Genomic DNA, 20,397 nt, shown 5'->3' on the forward strand with positions numbered 1-20,397 from the left:
GCGAGCCGCCGCCGATGGCAACGCCACCCCTACACGTCAGCCGTCCACCAAATGCAGCCGATGGGCCACCGCCGCCGCTTCCCCCCGTCCCGTGACCTCGAGCTTGGCGAGGATGTTGGAGACGTGGACGCTGGCCGTCTTGACGCTGATGTAGAGCTCTTCGGCGATCTGACGGTTGCTGCGGCCGTCGGCGACCAGCCGGAGGACGTCGATCTCGCGTGGCGTGAGGGTCGGCAGCGGGGTGCCGGCTTCGCCCTGGGGGTTCGGGGCCATCCGGGCGCGGCGGGTGAGCAGGTCGATGACCTCGCGCAGGGTCTTGGCGTCCAGGCGGACGGCCACCTCGGCGGCGGCGGCCAACGGCGTCGCCGCGGCGTCGCGGTCGCCGGCGGCGAGCAGCGCCTCGGCGTGCCGATATTGGGCCCAGGCCGTTCGGTACGGCTGCTCGGTCAGCTCCCAGGAGCACACCACCCGGCCCCACTGCTCGGCGTCGTCGGTGCCCGCCGCGCGGGCCAGTTCGGCCTTGACCAGCCCCGCGTACGCCGCGTCGAGCGCGCAGTCGACCGCGAGCGAATCGGCCATCGCCGCGATCCGGTCGGCGATGTCCTGGCGGGTCCTGAGCTCGGACTCGCGGGGGCGCACGGTCGAGGTGCGCGCGTCCGCCTCGTTCCCGGCCGCGTCGGCGAGCAGTTGCCACATGTAGCGCTGGTGGCCCGGCGGACAGCCGACCCCCTCCAGCGCCGCCACCAGCGCCTCGCGGGACTCGTCCAGTCGCCCTTGCGCTTCCGCCACCCGGATCTCGGACCGCGCCAGCGGGATCCCGTACTGCGCCTCGACGTAGCGCGATCCGGCGGCCAGCCGGGACCGCTTCAGGTGCTCGGTCGCGCCCCGTACGTCGCCCCGGGCCAGACACAGGTCGACCAGTTGCAGTTCGAGGTGGCGGGTGGTCTGCGGCCCGGGGTCGAGGTCGAGGGTCTTCTCCACCAGCGTCTCCAGGTCGGCCCAGTCGCCGGCCGAGAGCAGCGACTCGGCGAGGTTGCCCAGCGCGAACGAGCCGGAGGTGCGGGTGAGCCCGCGCTCGGCGGCGAGTTCCATCGCGCGCCGCGCGGCCACCGCGCTCTCCCGGTGCCGGCCCAACCCCTCCAGCAGCGAGGCCTTGTTGCTCAGGATGTGCACCAGGCTGTCCGGCTCGCGGCTGCTGATCGCACCCTCCTCGGCCAGTTCGAGCTGCGCCATGCCCTCCTCGACCCGCCCGATCTGCACCAGACCGCACGCGAGGGTCTTGCGTGCCTCGGCCTCGATGTCGGGGCTGGCCACGGTGCGCGCGCGCTCCAGCGCGACCATCGCCTCGGCGATCGCCTCGTCGCCCTCGCCGTCGAGCATCCGGTCCCGGGCGATGTGCGCGAGCACCCGGGCCTGCTCCATCGACGGCGGCAGGCCCTCCAGGATCTCCTTGGCCCGGCGCAGCTCCGGCATGCCCGACGAGCGGCACAGGTTGCGCAGGCCCTGGGCCTTCTCCCGCCACAGGAACGCGGCCAGCTCCGGCTCGGCGACCGGGTCCACCAACTCGATCGCGAGCTTGCAGAAGTGGATGGCCAACTCGCGCTCGCTGCCCAGCCGGGCCGCGGTGACCGCCTCCATGTAGATGTCGAGCAGCCGTCGACCGCTCAGCTCCTCCGGGTCGGGCACCTGCTCCCACAGCAGCAGCGCGCGTTCCAGGAGCCGGGTGCGCTCGTCGAAGGCGTACCGCTCCCGCGCCGCCTCGGCCGCCGCGAGCACCGCCGGCAGCGCCTTGACCGCCTTGCCCGCGTGGAACCAGTACGTGGCGATCCGACCGCGCAGCTCGTCGGCGGCGACCAGGTCCGGACAGCGCTCCAGCGCCTCGGCGAAGGTCGCGTACAGCCGGACCCGCTCCCCCGGCATCAGGTCCTCGCGAATCGCGGTGCGCACCAGCGCGTGCCGGAACTGGAACTCGTCCCCGACGGGCACCAGTACGTGTGCGGACACCGCTGTGCGCAGCGCCTCCTCCAGGCGGTCCGGGTCGAGCCAGGACACCTCGGTGAGCAGTCGGTGGCCGACGGTGACGCCGCCGATCGCCGCCAGTCGAATCACCTTCTGGGTGTCCTCGGACAACTCCTCGATCCGAATCAGCAGCAAATCTCGCAAAGTATCCGAAATACCCGTGAGTTGCCCATCCCGAATGGAACAGGCGAGCTCCTCGACGAAGAACGCGTTCCCCTCGGACTTCTGAAAGATCTGGCGAATCAGGCGGCGCGGCGGATCCTCGCGCAGGATGCCGCGCAACTGGTCGCCGACCTGGGCGCGGGTGAGCCGGGCCAGGTCGATCCGGGCCACGTTGTGCACCCGGTCCAACTCGGCCAGGAAGGACCGCAGCGGATGCCGCCGGCCGACCGCGTCGGCCCGATACGTCCCGACGATCAGGATCCGGCCGGTCCGCAGCAGCCGGAACAGGAAGCCGAGCAGTTCGCGCGTGGACGAGTCGGCCCAGTGCAGGTCCTCGATCGCGATCACGAGTGTGCGGCCACCGCCGAGCCGTTCCAGCAGACCGAGCATCAGCTCGAACAGCCGGACCCGGTCGAACTCGCCGTCGCGCGCGATCGTGCCCGGCGCGAGGTCGGGCAGCAGCCACGCGAGATCGCGCTCGCGGCCGGCCACGGCCTCGGCCAGCTCGGGACCGATCCGGCGGGAGAGCGTGCGCAGCGCGGCGGAGATGGGCGCGAACGGCAGACTCTCCGCGCCCAACTCCAGACAACCACCGACGGTGGTCACCGCACCCTGCGCCTCCGCACGCTCCAGGAACTCCTGGAGCAGGCGCGTCTTGCCGACGCCGGCCTCGCCCCCGACGAGCACCACGCCCGGCGTGCCCTCGTCGGCTTCGCGCAAAGCCGTGAGGAACCGCGCCATTTCCACTGACCGGCCTACGAACACGGGAGAAACAGAAGTACTCGCCACAGTGCCGAGCATGTCATGTCCCGCCGGTGCGCAGCCGGGGATTTCTCGCCCGGCGAAACCCGTTTGCGCAGGTCAACCAAGGGGTTTCAGGGGGCGTGTCCGGCGTCACGTGCTCACCGGGCGTGCAGGTGCAGGCTGCCTGTGCTCCACCCGGATACGCCGCGATCGGAACTGAGACCCCCGGCACCTTGGCCGCTTCGCCGCTCCTCGCGCCGGGCCACCCGCGCGGCCTTGGCCGCACGCCGGCCCGCCTTCAGCGCCTCGCGGACCATCCGGTCGTGGTCGGCGGTCGCCCGCAGGTCGCGCTCACGGGCCTGGAACAGTTCGTACTCCAACATGGTGTCGACCTCCTGGTCACCCGAACCGGTCGCTCCGGCTCGTGGTACGAGCCTCGCGTCCCAGGGGGCCTTCGGGCATCGGTCGGATGCCGCATCCGAGTCGCTCACCTCGTCCACGACCGATCTAAGGCGCCCGAGAAGAACCCGATAAGGGGGTCGAACAGACCTAGGGAGAACCCCGGCCGAACATCGCCCGGTACCTACGGACCCCCGGCACGCCCCCACGGCCGACGACACACATGCCGAAGGGCCCCCGATCGCAACGCGACCGAAGGCCCTCCTCGACGAACCACGAACCACGAACCCGTCGAACACGCCGAGCACGTCGAATACGACGAACCCGCCGAACCGCCGAAAACCGACGGGTCAGGACACGCCCAGGCGCTCCAGGATCAACTCCCGTACCCGAGCCGCGTCGGCCTGCCCGCGCGTGGTCTTCATGACCGCGCCGACCAGGGCCCCGACCGCCTGCACCTTGCCGCCGCGGATCTTGTCGGCGATGCCCGCGTTGGCCGCGATCGCCTCGTCCACGGCCGCGCCGAGTGCCGAGTCGTCGGAGACGACCTTGAGTCCGCGCGCCTCGACCACCGCGTCCGGCTCGCCCTCGCCGGCGAGCACGCCGTCGATCACCTGGCGGGCCAGCTTGTCGTTCAGCTCGCCGCCCTTGACCAGCGCGGCCACCCGCGCGACCTGGGCCGCCGTGATCGGCAGCGTGGCCACCTCGACGCCGCGCTCGTTGGCCCGCCGGGACAGCTCGCCCAGCCACCACTTGCGCGCCGCGTCCGAGTCGGCCCCGGCGTCGATCGTGGCCAGGATCACGTCCAGGACACCCGCGTTGACCATCGACTGCATCTCGAAGTCGTTGACGCCCCACTCGGCCTGGAGCCGGGCGCGGCGCAGCGACGGCAGCTCGGGCAGCGTGCGGCGCAGTTCCTCGACCCACTCGCGCGAGGGCGCCACCGGCACCAGGTCGGGCTCCGGGAAGTACCGGTAGTCCTCGGCCTCTTCCTTGATCCGGCCGGCGGTGGTGCTGCCGTCCTCCTCGTGGAAGTGCCGGGTCTCCTGCACGATGGTGCCGCCGTCGGTGAGCACGGTGGCGTGCCGCTGGATCTCGAACCGGATGGCCCGCTCGACCGAACGCAGCGAGTTGACGTTCTTGGTCTCGCTGCGGGTGCCGAACTTCTCCCGGCCCTTGGGGCGCAGCGACAGGTTCGCGTCGCAGCGCATCTGGCCGAGCTCCATCCGGGCCTCGGACACCCCGAGCGCGCGGATCAGCTCGCGCAGCTCGGCCACGTACGCCTTGGCCACCAGCGGGGCCAGCTCGCCCGCGCCCTCGATCGGCTTGGTGACGATCTCGATCAGCGGGATGCCGCACCGGTTGTAGTCGAGCAGCGAGTAGTCCGCGCCGTGGATGCGACCGGTCGCGCCGCCCATGTGCAGCGACTTGCCGGTGTCCTCCTCCATGTGCGCGCGCTCGATCTCCACCCGCCAGGTCTTGCCCTCGACCTGGACGTCGAGGTACCCGTCGAACGCGATCGGCTCGTCGTACTGCGAGGTCTGGAAGTTCTTCGGCATGTCCGGATAGAAGTAGTTCTTCCGGGCGAAGCGGCACCACTCGGCGATGTTGCAGTTGAGCGCGAGGCCGATCCGGATCGCCGACTCGACCGCGACCGCGTTGACCACGGGCAGCGCGCCGGGCATGCCCAGACAGGTCGGACAGACCTGGCTGTTGGGCTCCGCGCCGAACTCGGTCGAGCAGCCGCAGAACATCTTGGTCGCGGTGCCCAGTTCGACGTGGACCTCCAGGCCCATCACCGGGTCGTAGGTCTCCAGCGCGTCCTCGTAGGACATCAGGCTGGTGGTACTCACAGGGCGTCGGCCTCCGTCAGCTCTTCCTCGACCTCGCGCATCGCGCGGATCAGCAGCGCGAAGCCGGTGACCACGGCGGCGGCGCTGATCACCGCGTCGGCCAGCTCCAGCTTGTCGTTCTTGCCGCGGGCCTCCTTGATCTGCTTGATCACGCCGATCGCGCCGAAGAGCTGCATGCCGACGCTGAAGACCTTGGCGACGTTGCTCTTGGGGGCTTTCTTCTTCTTGGCCATATCGACTCCTCGAAAAGTCAGAGCGCGGGTGCGCGGTCGAGCAGCGGGGCACCCCAGCGGGACAGGTAGGCGGCCTCCACGGCGGCGCCCACCCGGTACAGCCGATCGTCGGCCATGGCCGGCGCGATGATCTGCAGGCCGACCGGCAGGCCGTCCTCGTCCGCGAGGCCGCACGGCAGCGACATCGCGGCGTTGCCCGCGAGGTTGGACGGGATGGTGCAAAGGTCCGCGAGGTACATCGCCATCGGGTCGTCCGCACGCTCGCCGATCGGGAACGCCGTGGTCGGCGTGGTCGGCGAGATCAGCACGTCCACCTGCCCGAACGCGGCCTCGAAGTCGCGCGTGATGAGCGTGCGGACCTTTTGTGCCTGGCCGTAGTAGGCGTCGTAGTAGCCGGACGACAGCGCGTACGTACCGAGCATGATCCGGCGCTTGACCTCGGCGCCGAAGCCGGCCTCGCGGGTCAGCGACATGACCTCCTCGGCCGAGTGGTCGCCGTCGTCGCCGACCCGCAGCCCGTAGCGCATCGCGTCGAAGCGGGCCAGGTTGGACGACGCCTCCGAGGGCGCGATCAGGTAGTACGCGGGCATCGCGTAGGTGAAGTTCGGGCAGGAGATCTCGACGATCTCCGCGCCGAGTTCACGCAGCAGCTCGACCGCGTCGGCGAAGCGCGCCAGCACGCCCGCCTGGTAGCCCTCGCCGCCGAACTCCTTGACCACGCCGATCCGCAGGCCGCGGACGCTGCCGCTGCGCGCGGCCTCGACCACGTTCGGCACCGGCGCGTCGATCGAGGTCGAGTCGAGCGGGTCGTGCCCGGCGATCGCCTCGTGCAGCAGCGCGGCGTCGAGCACCGTGCGCGCGCACGGGCCGCCCTGGTCGAGCGAGGACGAGAAGGCCACCAGGCCGTAGCGGGAGACGCCGCCGTAGGTGGGCTTGACGCCGACCGTGCCGGTGAGCGCGGCGGGCTGGCGGATCGAGCCGCCGGTGTCCGTGCCGATCGCCAGCGGCGCCTGGAAGGACGCGATGGCGGCGGCCGAGCCGCCGCCGGAGCCGCCCGGGACCCGGGTCGGGTCCCACGGGTTGCCGGTCGGGCCGTACGCGGAGTTCTCGGTGGAGGAGCCCATCGCGAACTCGTCCATGTTGGTCTTGCCGAGGATGACCACACCGGCGTCCTTGAGCCGGCGGGTCAACGTCGCGTCGTACGGCGGCTTCCAGCCCTCGAGCATCTTCGACCCGCAGGTGGTCGGCACGCCCTTGGTGGTGAACACGTCCTTGAGCGCGAGCGGCACACCGGCCAGCGGGCCGAGCTTGTCGCCGCGCGCGCGGGCGTCGTCGACGGCCTTGGCGGCGGCGAGCGCGCCGTCCGCGTCCACGTGCAGGAACGCGTGCACCTTGGCGTCGACGGCCTCGATGCGGTCCAGGTGGGCCCGGGCGACCTCGACGGCGGTGACCTTGCCGTCGGCGATGGCGGAGGCGGTCTCGGCCGCGGTCCAGCGAATGGTCTCGGTCATGGCCGTCACTCCTCTCCCAGGATGCGGGGCACCCGGAAACGCTGCTCTTCGGCGGCCGGCGCACCGGACAGCGCCTCCTCGGGGGTGAGCCCGGGGCGGATGACGTCCGGCCGCATGACGTTGGTCAGCGGCAGCGGGTGCGAGGTCGGCGGGATGTCGTCGGCTGCGACCTCGGCGACGCGGGCGACCGCGCCGATGATGTCGTCGAGCTGCGCGGCGAGGTGATCAAGCTCCTCGGCCCCGAGCTCCAGCCGCGACAGCCGGGCGAGGTGGGCGACCTCCTCGCGCGTGATGCCAGGCATGCAGCGGGTTCCTTCGGTTTGACGGGTGTGATGCAGGCCAGTCTATTGGCCCGATGGGCGACACCGGCGCGGCCCACCGGGGCCCCGCGACCCGCCCGCCGGCCCCGATCCGACGGTACCCGGGTGCGAATAATTCCGGCCGGATGGCACATCTCGTCGAACAACCCGGAAGTAACTTCACTCAAATGCCAACTTCCGTTACCGACTGGGTAAGAGAACCTTGCGAAGCCACTCTCCGGTCTGCGTCCCCCCGCGTCGATCGGCCCTTCGCACAACTCTTGGGCCCGGCGTCCGAGAGCGCGCTCGTCAAGGACTCGGGGCTTGGGAGGGGACACGATGGCCGCCATCGTGCTGGTACACGGGATCGCGCAGGAATACAGGTCGGCCCACACACTCGAGGAGGAGTGGGTCCCACGTCTGGCCCGGGGAGTGAAGGCAGCGGGATTTCCCGAGGTCGCGGACCGGCTGTGGAAGTACCGCCACACCCGTCGCGGGATCGACGCGCGGATGGCGTTCTATGGTGACCTGCTCCGCCGGCACCCGTCGCAGGGCGAGATGATCGACGAGGACATCCAGCACGAGGTGACCGCGCGCATAGGTCGCGAATGGCTGGATCGCGCCGCGGTTCGCGGCTCGGTCCCGCCGGAACGGCAGCGTGCGGCACGGGAGATCGCCCGCCTGGAGGGCGGGCCGGGGGAGACGGGGCGCACCGTCGTGCTCTCCCCCACCTGCGGACTGGCCGGGTTGCGCTGGTTCGCCGCCGACGGCCCGGGCTCGGCCGGCGGCTTCGTGAACAAGGCGCTGACCCAGCTCACCCGCTACCTGACGGATGATCAGACCCGCAATCGGGTGCTGGATCGGGTCGGCGCCGAGATCGGCTTCGACACCAAGGTGGTGATCGGGCACTCGCTCGGTGCGGTGGTCGCCTACGAACTCGCGCACCGGCTGCGCAGACCGCTGCCGCTGTTGATCACGCTCGGGTCGCCGCTGGGCCCGGACACCGTCGTCGACTCGTGGGTGCGGCCGCAGCCCGCGCAGCCGCCGGCGTTCGTCGAGAACTGGGTGAACCTGGCCGACCGCGACGACCTCGTGGCGGCCGATCCCACCCTGTCGCGGATGTTCCCGGTCCCCGCGGAGGGCGGGCCGGTGCTGCGTGGTGGATACACGGGCGAACACGGCGCGGAGCCGCACAAGGCCTGTTTCTACCTCCAGCGGCGCGAGATAGGTCGGAGTGTGGGGTTGGCCTTCGGCACCTGACGTCGGTGTACGACGTGGGGCCCGGTCCCACGACGCAGGGCTCGTTCGGGACGGATCCGAGCGGGCCCCGCGTTGTGTCGGCCGCGGCGGCCCGGAGTCGGATCCGCGCCGCCCGCCGGTCGGATCGGCGCCGCCCTTCGATACGAGTCGGTCGCCCGGTCCGAGAACGCGCTCGGGCCGGAAGCGATAGCCGGACGGCTATCATCGCCGGCCATGGACCTGCTCCGACATCTCCGGTACTTCCGGACCGTCGCGGAGGAGGGACATGTCGGCCGGGCCGCCGAGCGACTGCGGATGGCCCAGCCGTCGTTGTCCCAGCGGATCCAGCGGTTGGAGCGCGAACTCGGCGTACGTCTGTTCGATCGCAACAGCCGAGGCGTGGTGCTGACTCCGGCGGGCCGGGTCGTGCTGGCCGAGGCGGGCGAGTTGCTCGGCGCCGCCGACCGGCTCGGCGCCGCGGTGGCCGGGCTGCGCGGCGGGACCACCGGCGCGATCCGCGCGGCGGTCCCGCCCGATCTCGGTGGCGCGGCGGTCGCGGCGATCCTGACCGGCTTCCGGGAGCGTTCGCCGGGGGGCGCCCTGGAGTTGCGCGAGCTGACCACCACCCGGCAGTTGCGCGAGTTGGCGGCCGGCACCCTGGACGTCGGCGTGGTCCGGCATCCGTGCGCGGTGGCCGACCTGGAGGTGGGCCCGATGCTGCGTCAACCGCTCGGCGTGCTGCTGGCCGCCGACGATCCGCTCGCGGCCCCGACCGAGGTCGCGCTCGCCGACCTGACGGGGTGTGAGTTGGTGCTGTTCCCACGAGAGTTCGCCCCGGCGCTGTACGACGAGACGCTGACCGCGTGTGCCCGGCACGGGTGTACCCCGGCGGTCGTGCACGACGTGCCGGGCGGCGACTTCGCCCGGGCCCTGGTGTTGTCCGGCGCGGCGGTGGCCCTGGTTCCGCACACCGCGCCCGAGTCGGGCACGGTGTGGCGTCCGTTGGCGGGCGCGCCGCTCGCGTGGCGGACCTCGACGGCTTGGCCGCGGGGCACCGACGGGCCGGCCGTACGGGCGTTCACCGAGACCGCGCACGCGGCGCTGCGGCGGCATGCCGGGGTCCTGGCCGAGCGTCCCGGGCGGCCGCTCTTTCCGCGTCCGGCCTCGGAGTTCCCGCTGTGACCCGGTCCGGATCCGCGCACGGCTCGCACGGCGGACGGCGGCGTGCCGCGCGGGCTCGGATCGCCGACGCGTTCGCCGACGCGGGGGTGAGCGGTGTGCTGCACGCGGTCGACATCGACACCGGCGCCGAACTCGATCTGGGCGCGGACACGCTGTACAGCACGGCGAGCCTGCACAAGCTGTGTCTGGTCACCACACTGTTCCGGGAGGCGGCGGCCGGTCGGGTCGAGTTGACCGAGCGGATCGAGCTTCCTTCGGGTGCGGCACGCAGTCCGGGCGGGACCGGCGTGGCCGCGATGCTGGACCCGGTCACCATGTCGCTGCGCGACCTCGCGTCGCTCGCGGTCGCGGTGAGCGACAACGCGGCGGCCGACGCGCTGTGGGACGCGCTGGGCCTGGACACGGTCAACGCGACGATGCTCGAACTGGGCCTGACCCACACGGTGGCGATCGAGCCGCTGCGCGAGATGTACGCCGGCCTGCGGGCGGACGCGGGGCCGGGCGGCCCGGCGGCGCTGGTCGACCCGACCGTGGTGGCCCGGCTGCGGGCGCTGGACCCGAACCGGTCCAACCGGGGTACGCCGCGTGACCTGACCCGGTTGCTGGGCGCGATCTGGCGGGACGAGGCGTGTGCCGGCGAATACGGGGTGGGGCTGCGGCGGGTGCTCGGCCTTCAGGCGTGGTCGCACCGGTTGGCGTCCGGGTTTCCCTTCGACGACGTGCGGGTGTCCGGAAAGACCGGGACGTTGCCCACGCTGCGGCACGAGGCGGGGGTGGTGGAGTATCCGGACGGCGGCCGGTACGCGATCGCGATCTGCACCCGATCCGCCGACACGGCCGCGGCACTGCCGGCCGCCGACGCGGTGATCGGCACGGTGGCACGGGTGGCGGTCGACGCACTCAGGCTGGCGCCGCGCGGGGTCGCCTGAGCCGTCCGTCGCCTGAACGGCCCATGGGCCAAGTGGCTTCCGGGCCGTCCTCAAACGCCGGACGGGCTGGAAGTGGCCTGCCCGGAGCTCGTGCGCTGCGGATCCCGGGACCGGTGGCCGCCGACCCCGGGAACTCGGTCCCGGTCAGATGCCCAGGCGGGTGGCGAGGCCGTCGAGGATGCAGTCGAGGGCGGTTTCGAATTGCCAGCGCGGATCGTCCTTGCGCCGAGCGGCCCCGAGATAGGCGTGGAAGGTGGGGTAGCGGCCCGTGTTCATCAGGTAGGTCATCTCCGGGGCGAGCTGCGTGCGCAGTGCGTGGCCGTCGGCCGCGCCCCGCACCTCCATCAGCCGCCGGGTGGCCACCTCGGAGGCGGTGCGGCCCTGGACGAACGCGGCGACCGTGTCCACCGCGACCATCAACTCGTCCGGCGGAAGGTCGAGTTCGGCCAGCGCGGACATCCCCCACTCGACCACCGCCAGCCGGTTCGGGGTGAGCGAGATCGCCGCGCGCGCCGACGGCAACTGCACCAGCCACGCATGCCGCAGGACGATCTCGCGGGTGCTCGTCGCGAGCGTCCGCAGCGTCGCCCGCCAGCCCGCGCCGGCCTCGGGCGCGGGCAGTTCGCCGTAGACCCGGTCGACCATCAGCTCCAACAGGTCGTCCTTGCCGGACACGTACCGATAGGCCGCCATCGGCGCGACGCCCAGTTCGGTCGCCAGCCGCCGCATCGTCACCGCGTCGATGCCCTCGGCGTCGGCGATCGCGACCGCGACCTCGGCGATCCGCGCCGGGGTCAGCACGGTGCGCGGCGCGGGACTCGGGTTCTCCAGCCGTTCCCACAGCGAGACGCGGGGTTCGCCGCCGGCGTCCGACCCTGTGTCCGCCCCCGCCCCCGGCCCCGCTTCGGCCGGTGACGCCTTCTTCTTCTGCCCGGCCATGAGCGCGGTCCTCCCGAAGTGCGTGGACGCGGCGTACGGCGGATGCCGCGGATGCACTGCCGCTGTGCGTACAACGTATCAAGAGTGGACGTCGTACACACCGATGTGTACGTTGTATTTCAACGGATACGTTGTACACAGACATCGAGGAGCCGACATGCCCGCCACCACTCCCCTCCGCCTCGCGATCATCGTCGGCAGCACCCGGGACGGCCGCTTCGCGCCCGTCGTGGCCGAGTGGACGCGCGCCCACGCCGCCGGTCGCGACGATCTGACCGTCGACGTCGTCGACCTGATCGAGACCCCGCTGCCCACCGTGTTCCCGGCCTTCGGGCAACCGCCCGCGCCCGGCACCGCCGAGCTGCTCGCCGAGGTGTCGCCCCGGCTGGCCGCCGCCGACGCGTTCGTGATCGTCACGCCGGAGTACAACCACAGCTTCCCGGCCGCGCTGAAGAACGCGATCGACTGGCACAACCGGGAGTGGCACGCCAAGCCGGTCGGCTTCGTGTCCTACGGCGGGGTCTCCGGCGGCCTGCGCGCGGTCGAGCAGCTTCGGGTCGTGCTGGCCGAGCTGCACGCGGTCACCGTGCGGGACACGGTCAGCTTCCACGGCCACTGGGACAAGTTCGACGCCGACGGCAAGGCCGTCGACCCGGCCTCGGACGCCGCCGCGAAGACCATGCTCGACCAACTCGCGTGGTGGGCGCACGCCCTGCGCGACGCCAAGGCCGTCCGCCCGTACGCGGCCTGACGCCCCCTCACCCCTCGAAACCGACGACCCGTTCGAAACCGACGACCCGCCACGGGGGAAGCGTCATGTCACACAAAACCGAGACCCCGCCCACCACAATCCCGTTCGGCGTCGTCGGCCTGGTCCTCGGCATGTTCCTGGGCATGCTCGACGGCACCATCGTGGGCACCGCGCTGCCCACCATCGTCGGCGACCTCGGCGGCCTGGACCGGCTGTCCTGGGTGGTGACCGCCTACCTGCTCGCCGCCGCCGCGACCACGCCGATCTGGGGCAAGCTCGGCGACCTCTACGGCCGCAAGGGCGTGTTCATGGCCTCGATCGGCGTGTTCCTGGTCGGCTCGATCCTCTCCGGGACGGCCCGGGACATGAACGAGTTGATCGCCTTCCGCGCCGTCCAGGGGCTGGGCGCGGGCGGACTGATGGTGGGCGCGTTCGCGCTGATCGGTGTGCTCGTACCGCCGCGCGACAGCGGCCGGGTGCAGGCGCTGTTCGGCGCGATCATGCCGATCGCGCTGATCGGCGGGCCGCTGCTGGGCGGGTTCCTCACCGATCACCTGGATTGGCGCTGGGCGTTCTACGTCAACGTGCCGATCGGCCTGCTCGCGCTCGCCGTCGTCGGCCTCGGCATCCGGCTCGACACCGTGCGGATCAAGGCCCGGATCGACTACGCCGGCGCCGCGCTGCTCACCACCGGGATCGTCGCGCTGACCCTGCTGGCCGGCTGGGCGGGCACCACGTACGCGTGGACCTCGCCGCAGATCCTCGGCCTGGCCGCGCTCACCGTCGCCACGCTGGCCGCCTTCGTCCCGGTCGAGCGCCGCGCGGCCGAACCGATCATCCCGCCCCGGCTGTTCGCCGACCGCAACTTCGCCGTCGCACAGGTGCTCGGCTTCCTGGTCGGCGCGGTGATGATGGCCGCGAGCAACTACCTCCCGCAGTACATGCAGTTCGTGCGAGGCGCCTCGCCCACGGCGGGCGGGCTGCTGCTCCTGCCGCTGATGTTCGGCATGCTCGGCGTACAGATCGCCTGCGGCCGACTGATCAGCCGCACCGGTCGCTACCGGGTGTACCCGATCCTGGGCGGCGCGGTGATGATCGTCGGCGCGCTCGTGCTGCTCGGTCTGGGCGTGCACACCTCCACGGCCGTGGCCTCGGCGCTGACCCTGGTGATCGGGGTCGGGGTGGGCTTCGTGATGCAGAGCACGATCCTGATCACGATGAACAGCGCCGACCCGCGCGACCTGGGCGCGGCGAGCGGTACCGCGACCCTCGCCCGGACGATCGGCGGCTCGCTCGGCGTCGCGCTGCTCGGCGCGGTGTACGCGCACCGCTTCGAAGCCGGCCTGGGACCGGACCGCTCCGGCGCGGCCGACCCGACCCCCGCCGCACTGCGCGAGTTGCCCGCCGCCACGCGGGATGCCTTCCATGCGGCGGTCACCGGCGGTCTGCACGGCGTGGCGATCGGGCTGGCGATCCTGTCCGTGCTCGCGTTCGGCGTGTCCTGGTTCGTCCGCGAGGTCCCGCTGCGTTCGGCGGCCGACGCACCGGCCCGGCCCGCCGCGCCGGACACCGCCGCGGCGCCCGCCGGGGCACGGGCCGGGTCGAACTAAGCTTCCGGGCGTGGACACCCCAGAACGTACTTCTCCCCGGCCACCCGGCAGCGCCACCGGGGTCGGTTCCATGCCCGGTGAGGACATCCGCGAGACCGTCAAGATGGTGCTCGGTCTGCTGACCGACCTGCCGCACCTGCCCGAGCTGCCCGCTCGCGGTCCGGGCGCCGACCTGACCGGCCGCTCGGCCGGGATGCTGGTCGACCTCTACACCGACGTACAGCCCTCCGGGTGGCGCTTCGTGGACCGCCCCGGGCGCGACCACCGCCGGGCCCGCTCGTACCTGAACCAGGACCTGGACGCCCTGGAGGAGTTCACCCAGGGCTGGACCGGTCCGCTCAAGCTCCAGGTCGCGGGCCCGTGGACGCTCGCCGCCACGATCGAACTGACCTACGGCGACAAGGCGTTGGCCGACCCGGGCGCGTGCCGGGACCTGGCCGTGTCGCTCACCGAGGGCATCCGGCTGCATGTGGCGGAGGTGGCCCGGCGGATCCCCGGCGCCGACCTGACGCTGCAACTGGACGAGCCCGCGCTGCCCGGCGTGATCGCCGGCGACGTGCCCACCGCGAGCGGCTTCGGCCGGTTGCGCGCCGTGGACAAGGCGGTGGTCCGGGACACGCTGCGGGACGTGATCGCGGGCGCGGGTGTGCCGACGATCGTGCACTGCTGCGCGCCCGGCACGCCGATCACGCTGCTGCGCCAGGCCGGCGCGACGGGCGTCTCGCTCGACGTCTCGCTGCTGCGGCGGTCCCAGGACGAATCGATCGGCGAGGCGGTCGAGGCCGGCTTCGGCCTCTTCGCCGGCGTGGTGCCGAGTCTGCCTCCGGAGAGCGACGCGTCCGAGGTCAAGCCCGGTGTGGGAGCGCGTCCACTGTCCGACCCGCCCGGTACCGTCAGGTCTGTCGGAACGTTGTGGAACAGGCTCGGTTTCCCGCCGGAGTCCCTGGCCGAAGCCGTCGTGGTGACCCCCACGTGTGGCCTCGCCGGTGCCTCTCCGGCGTACGCCCGGGCCGCTCTGTCCCACAGCGTGGCTGCCGGCCGGGTGCTTCGGGACGACCCCGAAGGCGCCATGTAGCGAAACGCGGCGGCGCGCCTCGGCGACCCGCCCGCGGGACGCCGCGAACCTCATTCGAACTGGTGGCGCTGGAGGGCGACGACGTGGCTGGTGCGACGACCGGAGTGGACGAGATCCCGGCCGAGGTGCGCGAACGCGCCGCGACCCTCGCCCGTGAGCTGGAGGAGCACCGCTTCCGCTACTACGTGAAGGACGCGCCGGTGGTCAGCGACGGCGAGTTCGACGCGCTGATGCGGGAGCTGGAGGCGATCGAGGAGGAGTATCCGGCGCTGCGCACGCCGGATTCGCCGACCCAGAAGGTGGGCGGCACGTACTCGACCGACTTCACCTCGGTGGACCACCTGGAACGCCTGCTCAGCCTCGACAACGCGATGAACGAGGACGAGCTCGACGAGTGGGACGACCGGCTCACCCGCGAGTTGGGGACGGGGTCGTTCCACTATCTGTGCGAGCTGAAGATCGACGGGCTGGCGATCAACCTCCTGTACGAGAACGGCCGGCTGGTGCGCGCGCTGACTCGCGGAGACGGTCGCACCGGCGAGGACGTCACACCGAACATCCGCACCATCGCCGAGATCCCGACGCGGCTGCGCGACGACGGCGGGCACGACGTACCCGAGTTGGTCGAGATCCGGGGCGAAGTGTTCTTCCCGATCGAGAAGTTCGACGAGCTGAACGCGCGCTTGGTCGAGGCCGGCGAAAAGCCGTTCGCCAACCCGCGCAACGCCGCTGCCGGATCGTTGCGGCAGAAGGACCCCCGGGTGACCGCGTCCCGCCCGCTGCACATGATCGTGCACGGCATCGGCGCCCGCCGGGGCTTCGACATCGACTGCCAGTCGCACGCGTACGAGCGCCTGCACGCGTGGGGGCTGCCGACCGCGCAGCACAACAAGGTGGTCGGCACGATCGAGGAAGTGAAGGAGTTCGTCCGCTACTTCGGCGAGCACCGCAACTCGGTCGAGCACGAGATCGACGGCATCGTGATCAAGGTCGACGAGATCCCGATCCAGGGCCGGCTCGGCGCGACCTCGAAGGCGCCCCGGTGGGCGATCGCGTTCAAGTACCCGCCGCAGGAGGTCAACACCAAGCTGCTCGACATCGAGGTGGGTGTCGGCCGCACGGGCCGGGTGACACCGTACGCGGTGATGGAGCCGGTGGCGGTGGCGGGATCGGTGGTGGCCCGCGCGACGCTGCACAACCAGCAGGTGGTCAAGGCCAAGGGTGTACTGATCGGCGACACGATCGTGCTGCGCAAGGCCGGCGACGTGATCCCGGAGATCCTGGGCCCGGTCGCCGACCTGCGCGACGGCAGCGAGCGCGAGTTCGAGATGCCGGCCACGTGTCCGGAGTGCGGATCCGAACTGCGCGCGATGAAGGAGGGCGACATCGATCTGCGTTGCCCGAACGCGCGCTCGTGTCCGGCCCAGTTGCGCGAGCGGATCTTCTACCTCGCGGGCCGCAAGGCATTCGACATCGAGGCACTCGGCTACGAGACCGCGGTCGCGCTGACCCACCCGCACGCGGGCCCGTCCGTGCTCGACACCGAGGCCGACCTGTTCCACCTGACAGCCGATCAACTGCGCGACGTGCAGATGCTGCGCAAGGTGAACCGCAAGGGCGCGGCCGAGGACGAGAAGGAACTCGTCCCCTATTTCTGGTCGAAGGCCACCTACGACAAGGAGGGCAATGTCAAGAAGCCCTCCGAGCCGAAGGCCAACACGCTCAAACTGATCGAGCAGTTGGAGAAGGCCAAGACGCAGCCACTGTGGCGCGTGCTCACCGCGCTGTGCATCCGACACGTCAGCGACACCACCGCCCGGGCCATCACGGGCGGCTTCCACGACCTCGATCGGCTCGCGGCGGCCTCCGAGGAGGAGATCGCGGCGGTCGACGGTGTCGGCCCGATCATCGCCAAGGCGGTCACCGAGTGGTTCGCCGAGGAGTGGCACCGCGAGATCATCGAGAAGTGGCGCGCGGCCGGTGTGCGGCTCGCCGAGGAAGGTTCGGACGAGGAGAAGGCTCCCGGCCCGCTTGACGGAATTGTGACGGTCGTCACCGGAACGCTCGTCGGATACACCCGGGACAGCTCCAAGGAGGCCCTGGAACAGCTCGGCGCCAAGGTGACGGGTTCGGTCTCGAAGAAGACCGACTTCGTGGTTGTCGGCGACAATCCCGGCTCCAAATACGACAAGGCCGTGCAACTGGGACTGCCGATCCTCGACGACGAGGGCTTCGCGGTGCTCCTGGCCGACGGGCCCGAAGCGGCCCGCGCGTGGGCGGCCGAGCGTGCCGGCTGATAACCCTCCCTAGCGATGCCGGAACGACCTACCCTGGGCGGGAGCTTGCCCACCCGGCGGGCTCGGTGCCCCACAGGCGTACCCGTCCCGGCGCCCGGGATGCCGCCCGACGAGGCCGCAGGGAGCAGGCGCATGGGTCGGATCGGCAGGACGGACCTGTCGCGACTGGCGCGACCACGCGCGTTCTTCATCCACACCGGGATAGTCGCACTGGTCGGCGTGTTCGCACTCGTCGTACCACCCACGATCGCCTTGGCCGACGGTCACTGTCCGGTCCCGCTGACACCCGGCGTGTGGATCATGCTCGCGTTGGTGTCGATCGACGGCGTGTACACGGCGCTCACGCGCCGGGGGTTGTACATCCCCGGCGCGATGCCGTCGATCGCCATCACGTTCGGCCTGCTGCTCGTGCACGGGTGGCAGGTCGCCGCGCTGTGGCAGGCCGTTCCGGTCCTGGTCTCCGGCCTGCTCAGAGGCGACTCGTGGTGGCGGGTGGGCTACACGATGGGCCACTACGTGCTCGCCTTCATCGCCGCCGACGTGGTGCTCGGGCTGTTCGGCATCGAGCCGGGTCCGGACGAGGCGCGTGGGCTGAGCGTGGTGGACTTCCCCGTGGTCGCGCTGGCCGGGCTCGCGATGGCGGCCGTGTCGCAGACGTCCGGGTGGCTGGCCCGGGCGAGTTGGCGCGGGACGAGTGTGTTCACGCTCGTGCGCGCCGAGTTGCGCCAGCGGGTGGTCTCGCACGGCGCGCTGATCGGCCTGTCCCCGCTGATCGCCGTCGTGGCCGCCGAACAGCCCTGGCTGCTCCCGCTGTTCGTGGTCCCGCTGCACACCCTCTACCGCAGCACGATGGTGCGCTTCGACCGTGAGCAGGAGTCGCGGCACGACGCGCTCACCGGTCTGCCGAATCGGCGGTTGTTGCTGGAGCGCGGCGAGGAGGCGCTGGGCCGGGCCGGCGGCCGGGGCGGCCGGGTCGCCCTGTTGCTGCTCGACCTGCACCGCTTCCACGAGGTCAACGACACGCTCGGACACGTCGCCGGCGACCGGCTGTTGCAGCAGGTCGGCGCGCGCCTGGAGACGCTGGTCCGACCCGGGGACACCGTGGCCCGCCTCGGCGGCGACGAATTCGCCCTGTTGCTCCCGGGGTTGGACATGGGCACGGATCGGCAGACCGCGCAGGAGGTGGTCCTCGGGCTCGCGCATCGCATCGTCGACCGCCTCGGCGAGCCGTTCGACCTGGACGAGTTGACGCTGGACGTCGAGGCCAGCGTCGGGGTCGCGATCTTCCCGGATCACGCCTCCGACGTGCTGGGCCTGCTGCAATTCGCCGACGTGGCGATGTACTTGGCCAAGCGCTCGCGCAGCGGCGTGGAGGTGTACGACGACTCGCGCGACGTGAACACCCGGGACAAGCTGCTGCTGCTCGGCGATCTGCGGCGGGCCCTGGACAACCACGAGGTCGAGTTGCATTACCAGCCGAAGATTCGGCTGGCCGACGGCCGGGTGGACGGCTGCGAGGCGCTGGTGCGCTGGCGGCATCCGACCCGGGGTCAGGTCTCACCCGAGGAGTTCGTACTACTGGCCGAACAGACCGGACTGATGCCCCGACTCACCCGCTACGTGGTGGACGTCGCGCTGGACCAGGTGGCGCGCTGGCACGCGGAGGGCATCGACGTCCCGGTCGCGGTGAACATCTCCGCGCGCGACATCCATGTGCCCTCGTTCGCCGACTCGGTGGCGGCCGGGCTGCACGAACACGGGGTTGCGGCGGGCGCGTTGCAGTTGGAGATCACCGAGCGGGTGCTGCTGGAGGAGCCGCAGCGGGCCGCCGAATCACTGGACGCGCTGCGCCGGTTGGGCGTGCGGCTGTCCCTGGACGACTTCGGCACCGGCTACTCCTCGCTCGTCCACCTGCGGCACATCCCGGTGAGCGAGATCAAGATCGACCGGTCCTTCGTGGCCCGCCTGACCATGAACGAGGAGGACGCCGCGATCGTCTGCTCGATCGTGCAACTCGCCCACTCGCTGGGTCTGCGCGTGGTCGCCGAGGGCGTCGAGGACGAGGCCACCTACCAGCGCCTGCGCGAACTGGGCTGCGACACGGCCCAGGGCTGGCTGATGTCCAAGGCGCTGCCGAGCGACGAGGCCACCGCGTGGCTGCTGCGCCACGGTGCGGGCGCACACGCCACACCCGCGGCGCCGACCGAGATCCACCACCACCGCCGGGCGGATGTGAGCTGAGTCCTTCGGCGCGGGCGGGGGCCGGCCTCGCCGGTCCTACGGTTGCCGAGCGTCCGAGCGTCCGTGCGTCCCGTGCGTCCGAGCCTCGGCACGCGTCGGCACGACCGGGGCGCGAAAAGATCCGTCCTCGACCGAGCAACGATTTTTGGGATCGTCCCGTCAGGAGGGGTGGCCGGGTCGACGATCCGGCCAAGTCACCTGCTCGGCAAGACGATCGGAGCCTCCTGATGACGATGACCTCGACCACGCGGCGAAGCCGCGCCCGCTTGCTCGTCGCCGCTCTCGGCGCGGCGGCCGTGGTCGCCGTGGGCGGCGTGGCGTTCGCGTCCGGCGACGGCACCCCGGCCGCTCCGCAGCCGACCCGAGTCGCCGCCGCCGCGCCCGCCGCTCCCACCGCTCCCCTCGCGTCCTCGCCGGCGCGCGTGGTCGACCCCGAGGAGCGGATCGACGTCGGCGGCGGCAACTCCACATGGCTCACCACGAGCGGCTACCACTTCGTCGAAAACGCGGCTCAGCATGGCGCACAGTTCGGCAAGGCCGTCCTGTTCAAGGACTTCCCGGTCGGCACCGTCGACATCCGCGCGTACGAGGGCCGGGGGTCCAACCTGTACACCGGTGCCTACCGGGGCAACGGCGTGGTCGCCCGTGTGACCGTGGAAGTGGCCGGCCGGACGCTGGAGGCGAAGCTGCTGACCCTCGCGGGCTCCCCGGGCTGGTCCGCGTTCTACGTCGACGGCCCCGTGGTGCCCCTCCCGCAGTCGAAGCTCGACCCCCCGTTCACCACCCCCGTCAAGGTCTACGCGGCGGATGGCACCGTGCTCGCGAGTCTGTAGAAACGCTCGACCGGACCCCTCGCCCGAGCGCGGGGTTCGCACGATGACGTGCCGGTGGTGCGAGGCGAGCGCTCGCCTCGC

Annotated in this window: 16 protein-coding genes; 9 read left to right on the top strand and 7 right to left on the bottom strand. The window is 71.6% G+C overall.

Annotation, left to right across the window (positions count from 1 at the left end; genetic code table 11):
- Positions 1–36: 36 nt before the first annotated feature.
- The 6 genes from ACWCPW_RS30505 to gatC form a co-directional block, all read right to left on the bottom strand.
- On the bottom strand, positions 37–2,982 hold the full coding sequence (locus ACWCPW_RS30505; RefSeq protein WP_449764776.1) for a helix-turn-helix transcriptional regulator: 2,946 nt from the start codon (positions 2,980–2,982) through the stop codon (positions 37–39).
- A gap of 101 nt (positions 2,983–3,083) precedes the next feature.
- Positions 3,084–3,308 carry a hypothetical protein gene (locus ACWCPW_RS30510; RefSeq protein WP_449764777.1) on the bottom strand — a complete coding sequence of 75 codons (225 nt, stop codon included), beginning with the start codon at positions 3,306–3,308 and terminating at the stop codon, positions 3,084–3,086.
- A 366-nt stretch (positions 3,309–3,674) separates the two neighbouring features.
- Positions 3,675–5,159, bottom strand: a complete 1,485-nt coding sequence (gene gatB / locus ACWCPW_RS30515) for an Asp-tRNA(Asn)/Glu-tRNA(Gln) amidotransferase subunit GatB (protein ID WP_449764791.1) — start codon at positions 5,157–5,159, stop codon at positions 3,675–3,677.
- A gap of 14 nt (positions 5,160–5,173) precedes the next feature.
- Positions 5,174–5,410: a hypothetical protein gene (locus ACWCPW_RS30520; protein WP_406298567.1), complete on the bottom strand. Its 237-nt coding sequence runs from the start codon at positions 5,408–5,410 to the stop codon at positions 5,174–5,176.
- A 17-nt stretch (positions 5,411–5,427) separates the two neighbouring features.
- Positions 5,428–6,921: an Asp-tRNA(Asn)/Glu-tRNA(Gln) amidotransferase subunit GatA gene (gene gatA, locus ACWCPW_RS30525; protein WP_449764778.1), complete on the bottom strand. Its 1,494-nt coding sequence runs from the start codon at positions 6,919–6,921 to the stop codon at positions 5,428–5,430.
- A 5-nt stretch (positions 6,922–6,926) separates the two neighbouring features.
- Positions 6,927–7,223 carry an Asp-tRNA(Asn)/Glu-tRNA(Gln) amidotransferase subunit GatC gene (gene gatC / locus ACWCPW_RS30530; RefSeq protein ID WP_355535084.1) on the bottom strand — a complete coding sequence of 99 codons (297 nt, stop codon included), beginning with the start codon at positions 7,221–7,223 and terminating at the stop codon, positions 6,927–6,929.
- 336 nt (positions 7,224–7,559) lie between these two features.
- On the opposite strand from gatC, the gene ACWCPW_RS30535 reads away from it, so the two are divergent.
- The 3 genes from ACWCPW_RS30535 to ACWCPW_RS30545 all read left to right on the top strand — a co-directional run bounded on the left by ACWCPW_RS30535 (position 7,560) and on the right by ACWCPW_RS30545 (position 10,570).
- Positions 7,560–8,480 carry an alpha/beta fold hydrolase gene (locus ACWCPW_RS30535; protein ID WP_395873399.1) on the top strand — a complete coding sequence of 307 codons (921 nt, stop codon included), beginning with the start codon at positions 7,560–7,562 and terminating at the stop codon, positions 8,478–8,480.
- 213 nt (positions 8,481–8,693) lie between these two features.
- Entirely contained in the window at positions 8,694–9,641 is a 948-nt protein-coding gene (locus ACWCPW_RS30540; RefSeq protein ID WP_449764779.1) for a LysR family transcriptional regulator, read from the top strand.
- Entirely contained in the window at positions 9,638–10,570 is a 933-nt protein-coding gene (locus ACWCPW_RS30545) for a serine hydrolase (protein ID WP_449764780.1), read from the top strand. Before ACWCPW_RS30540 ends, ACWCPW_RS30545 begins: the two co-directional genes overlap by 4 nt.
- A gap of 144 nt (positions 10,571–10,714) precedes the next feature.
- On the opposite strand, the gene ACWCPW_RS30550 is transcribed toward ACWCPW_RS30545, so the two are convergent.
- The gene (locus tag ACWCPW_RS30550; RefSeq protein WP_449764781.1) at positions 10,715–11,509 is read right to left on the bottom strand and encodes a TetR/AcrR family transcriptional regulator; all 795 of its coding nucleotides are present in this window, start codon (positions 11,507–11,509) and stop codon (positions 10,715–10,717) included.
- A 157-nt stretch (positions 11,510–11,666) separates the two neighbouring features.
- Between ACWCPW_RS30550 and ACWCPW_RS30555 the strand changes: the two genes are divergently transcribed.
- The 6 genes from ACWCPW_RS30555 to ACWCPW_RS30580 all read left to right on the top strand — a co-directional run bounded on the left by ACWCPW_RS30555 (position 11,667) and on the right by ACWCPW_RS30580 (position 20,316).
- The gene (locus tag ACWCPW_RS30555) at positions 11,667–12,260 is read left to right on the top strand and encodes an NADPH-dependent FMN reductase (RefSeq protein ID WP_449764782.1); all 594 of its coding nucleotides are present in this window, start codon (positions 11,667–11,669) and stop codon (positions 12,258–12,260) included.
- 65 nt (positions 12,261–12,325) lie between these two features.
- On the top strand, positions 12,326–13,870 hold the full coding sequence (locus tag ACWCPW_RS30560) for an MDR family MFS transporter (RefSeq protein WP_449764783.1): 1,545 nt from the start codon (positions 12,326–12,328) through the stop codon (positions 13,868–13,870).
- 70 nt (positions 13,871–13,940) lie between these two features.
- Entirely contained in the window at positions 13,941–14,945 is a 1,005-nt protein-coding gene (locus tag ACWCPW_RS30565) for a methionine synthase (protein WP_449764792.1), read from the top strand.
- Positions 14,946–15,028: 83 nt separating this feature from the next.
- Positions 15,029–17,242 carry an NAD-dependent DNA ligase LigA gene (gene ligA / locus ACWCPW_RS30570; protein WP_449764784.1) on the top strand — a complete coding sequence of 738 codons (2,214 nt, stop codon included), beginning with the start codon at positions 15,029–15,031 and terminating at the stop codon, positions 17,240–17,242.
- A gap of 132 nt (positions 17,243–17,374) precedes the next feature.
- Complete coding sequence (locus ACWCPW_RS30575) at positions 17,375–19,483, top strand: putative bifunctional diguanylate cyclase/phosphodiesterase (RefSeq protein ID WP_449764785.1); 2,109 nt, start codon at positions 17,375–17,377, stop codon at positions 19,481–19,483.
- A gap of 227 nt (positions 19,484–19,710) precedes the next feature.
- Complete coding sequence (locus ACWCPW_RS30580; protein WP_449764786.1) at positions 19,711–20,316, top strand: hypothetical protein; 606 nt, start codon at positions 19,711–19,713, stop codon at positions 20,314–20,316.
- Positions 20,317–20,397 lie beyond the last annotated feature (81 nt).

Source organism: Embleya sp. NPDC001921, assembly GCF_053594475.1.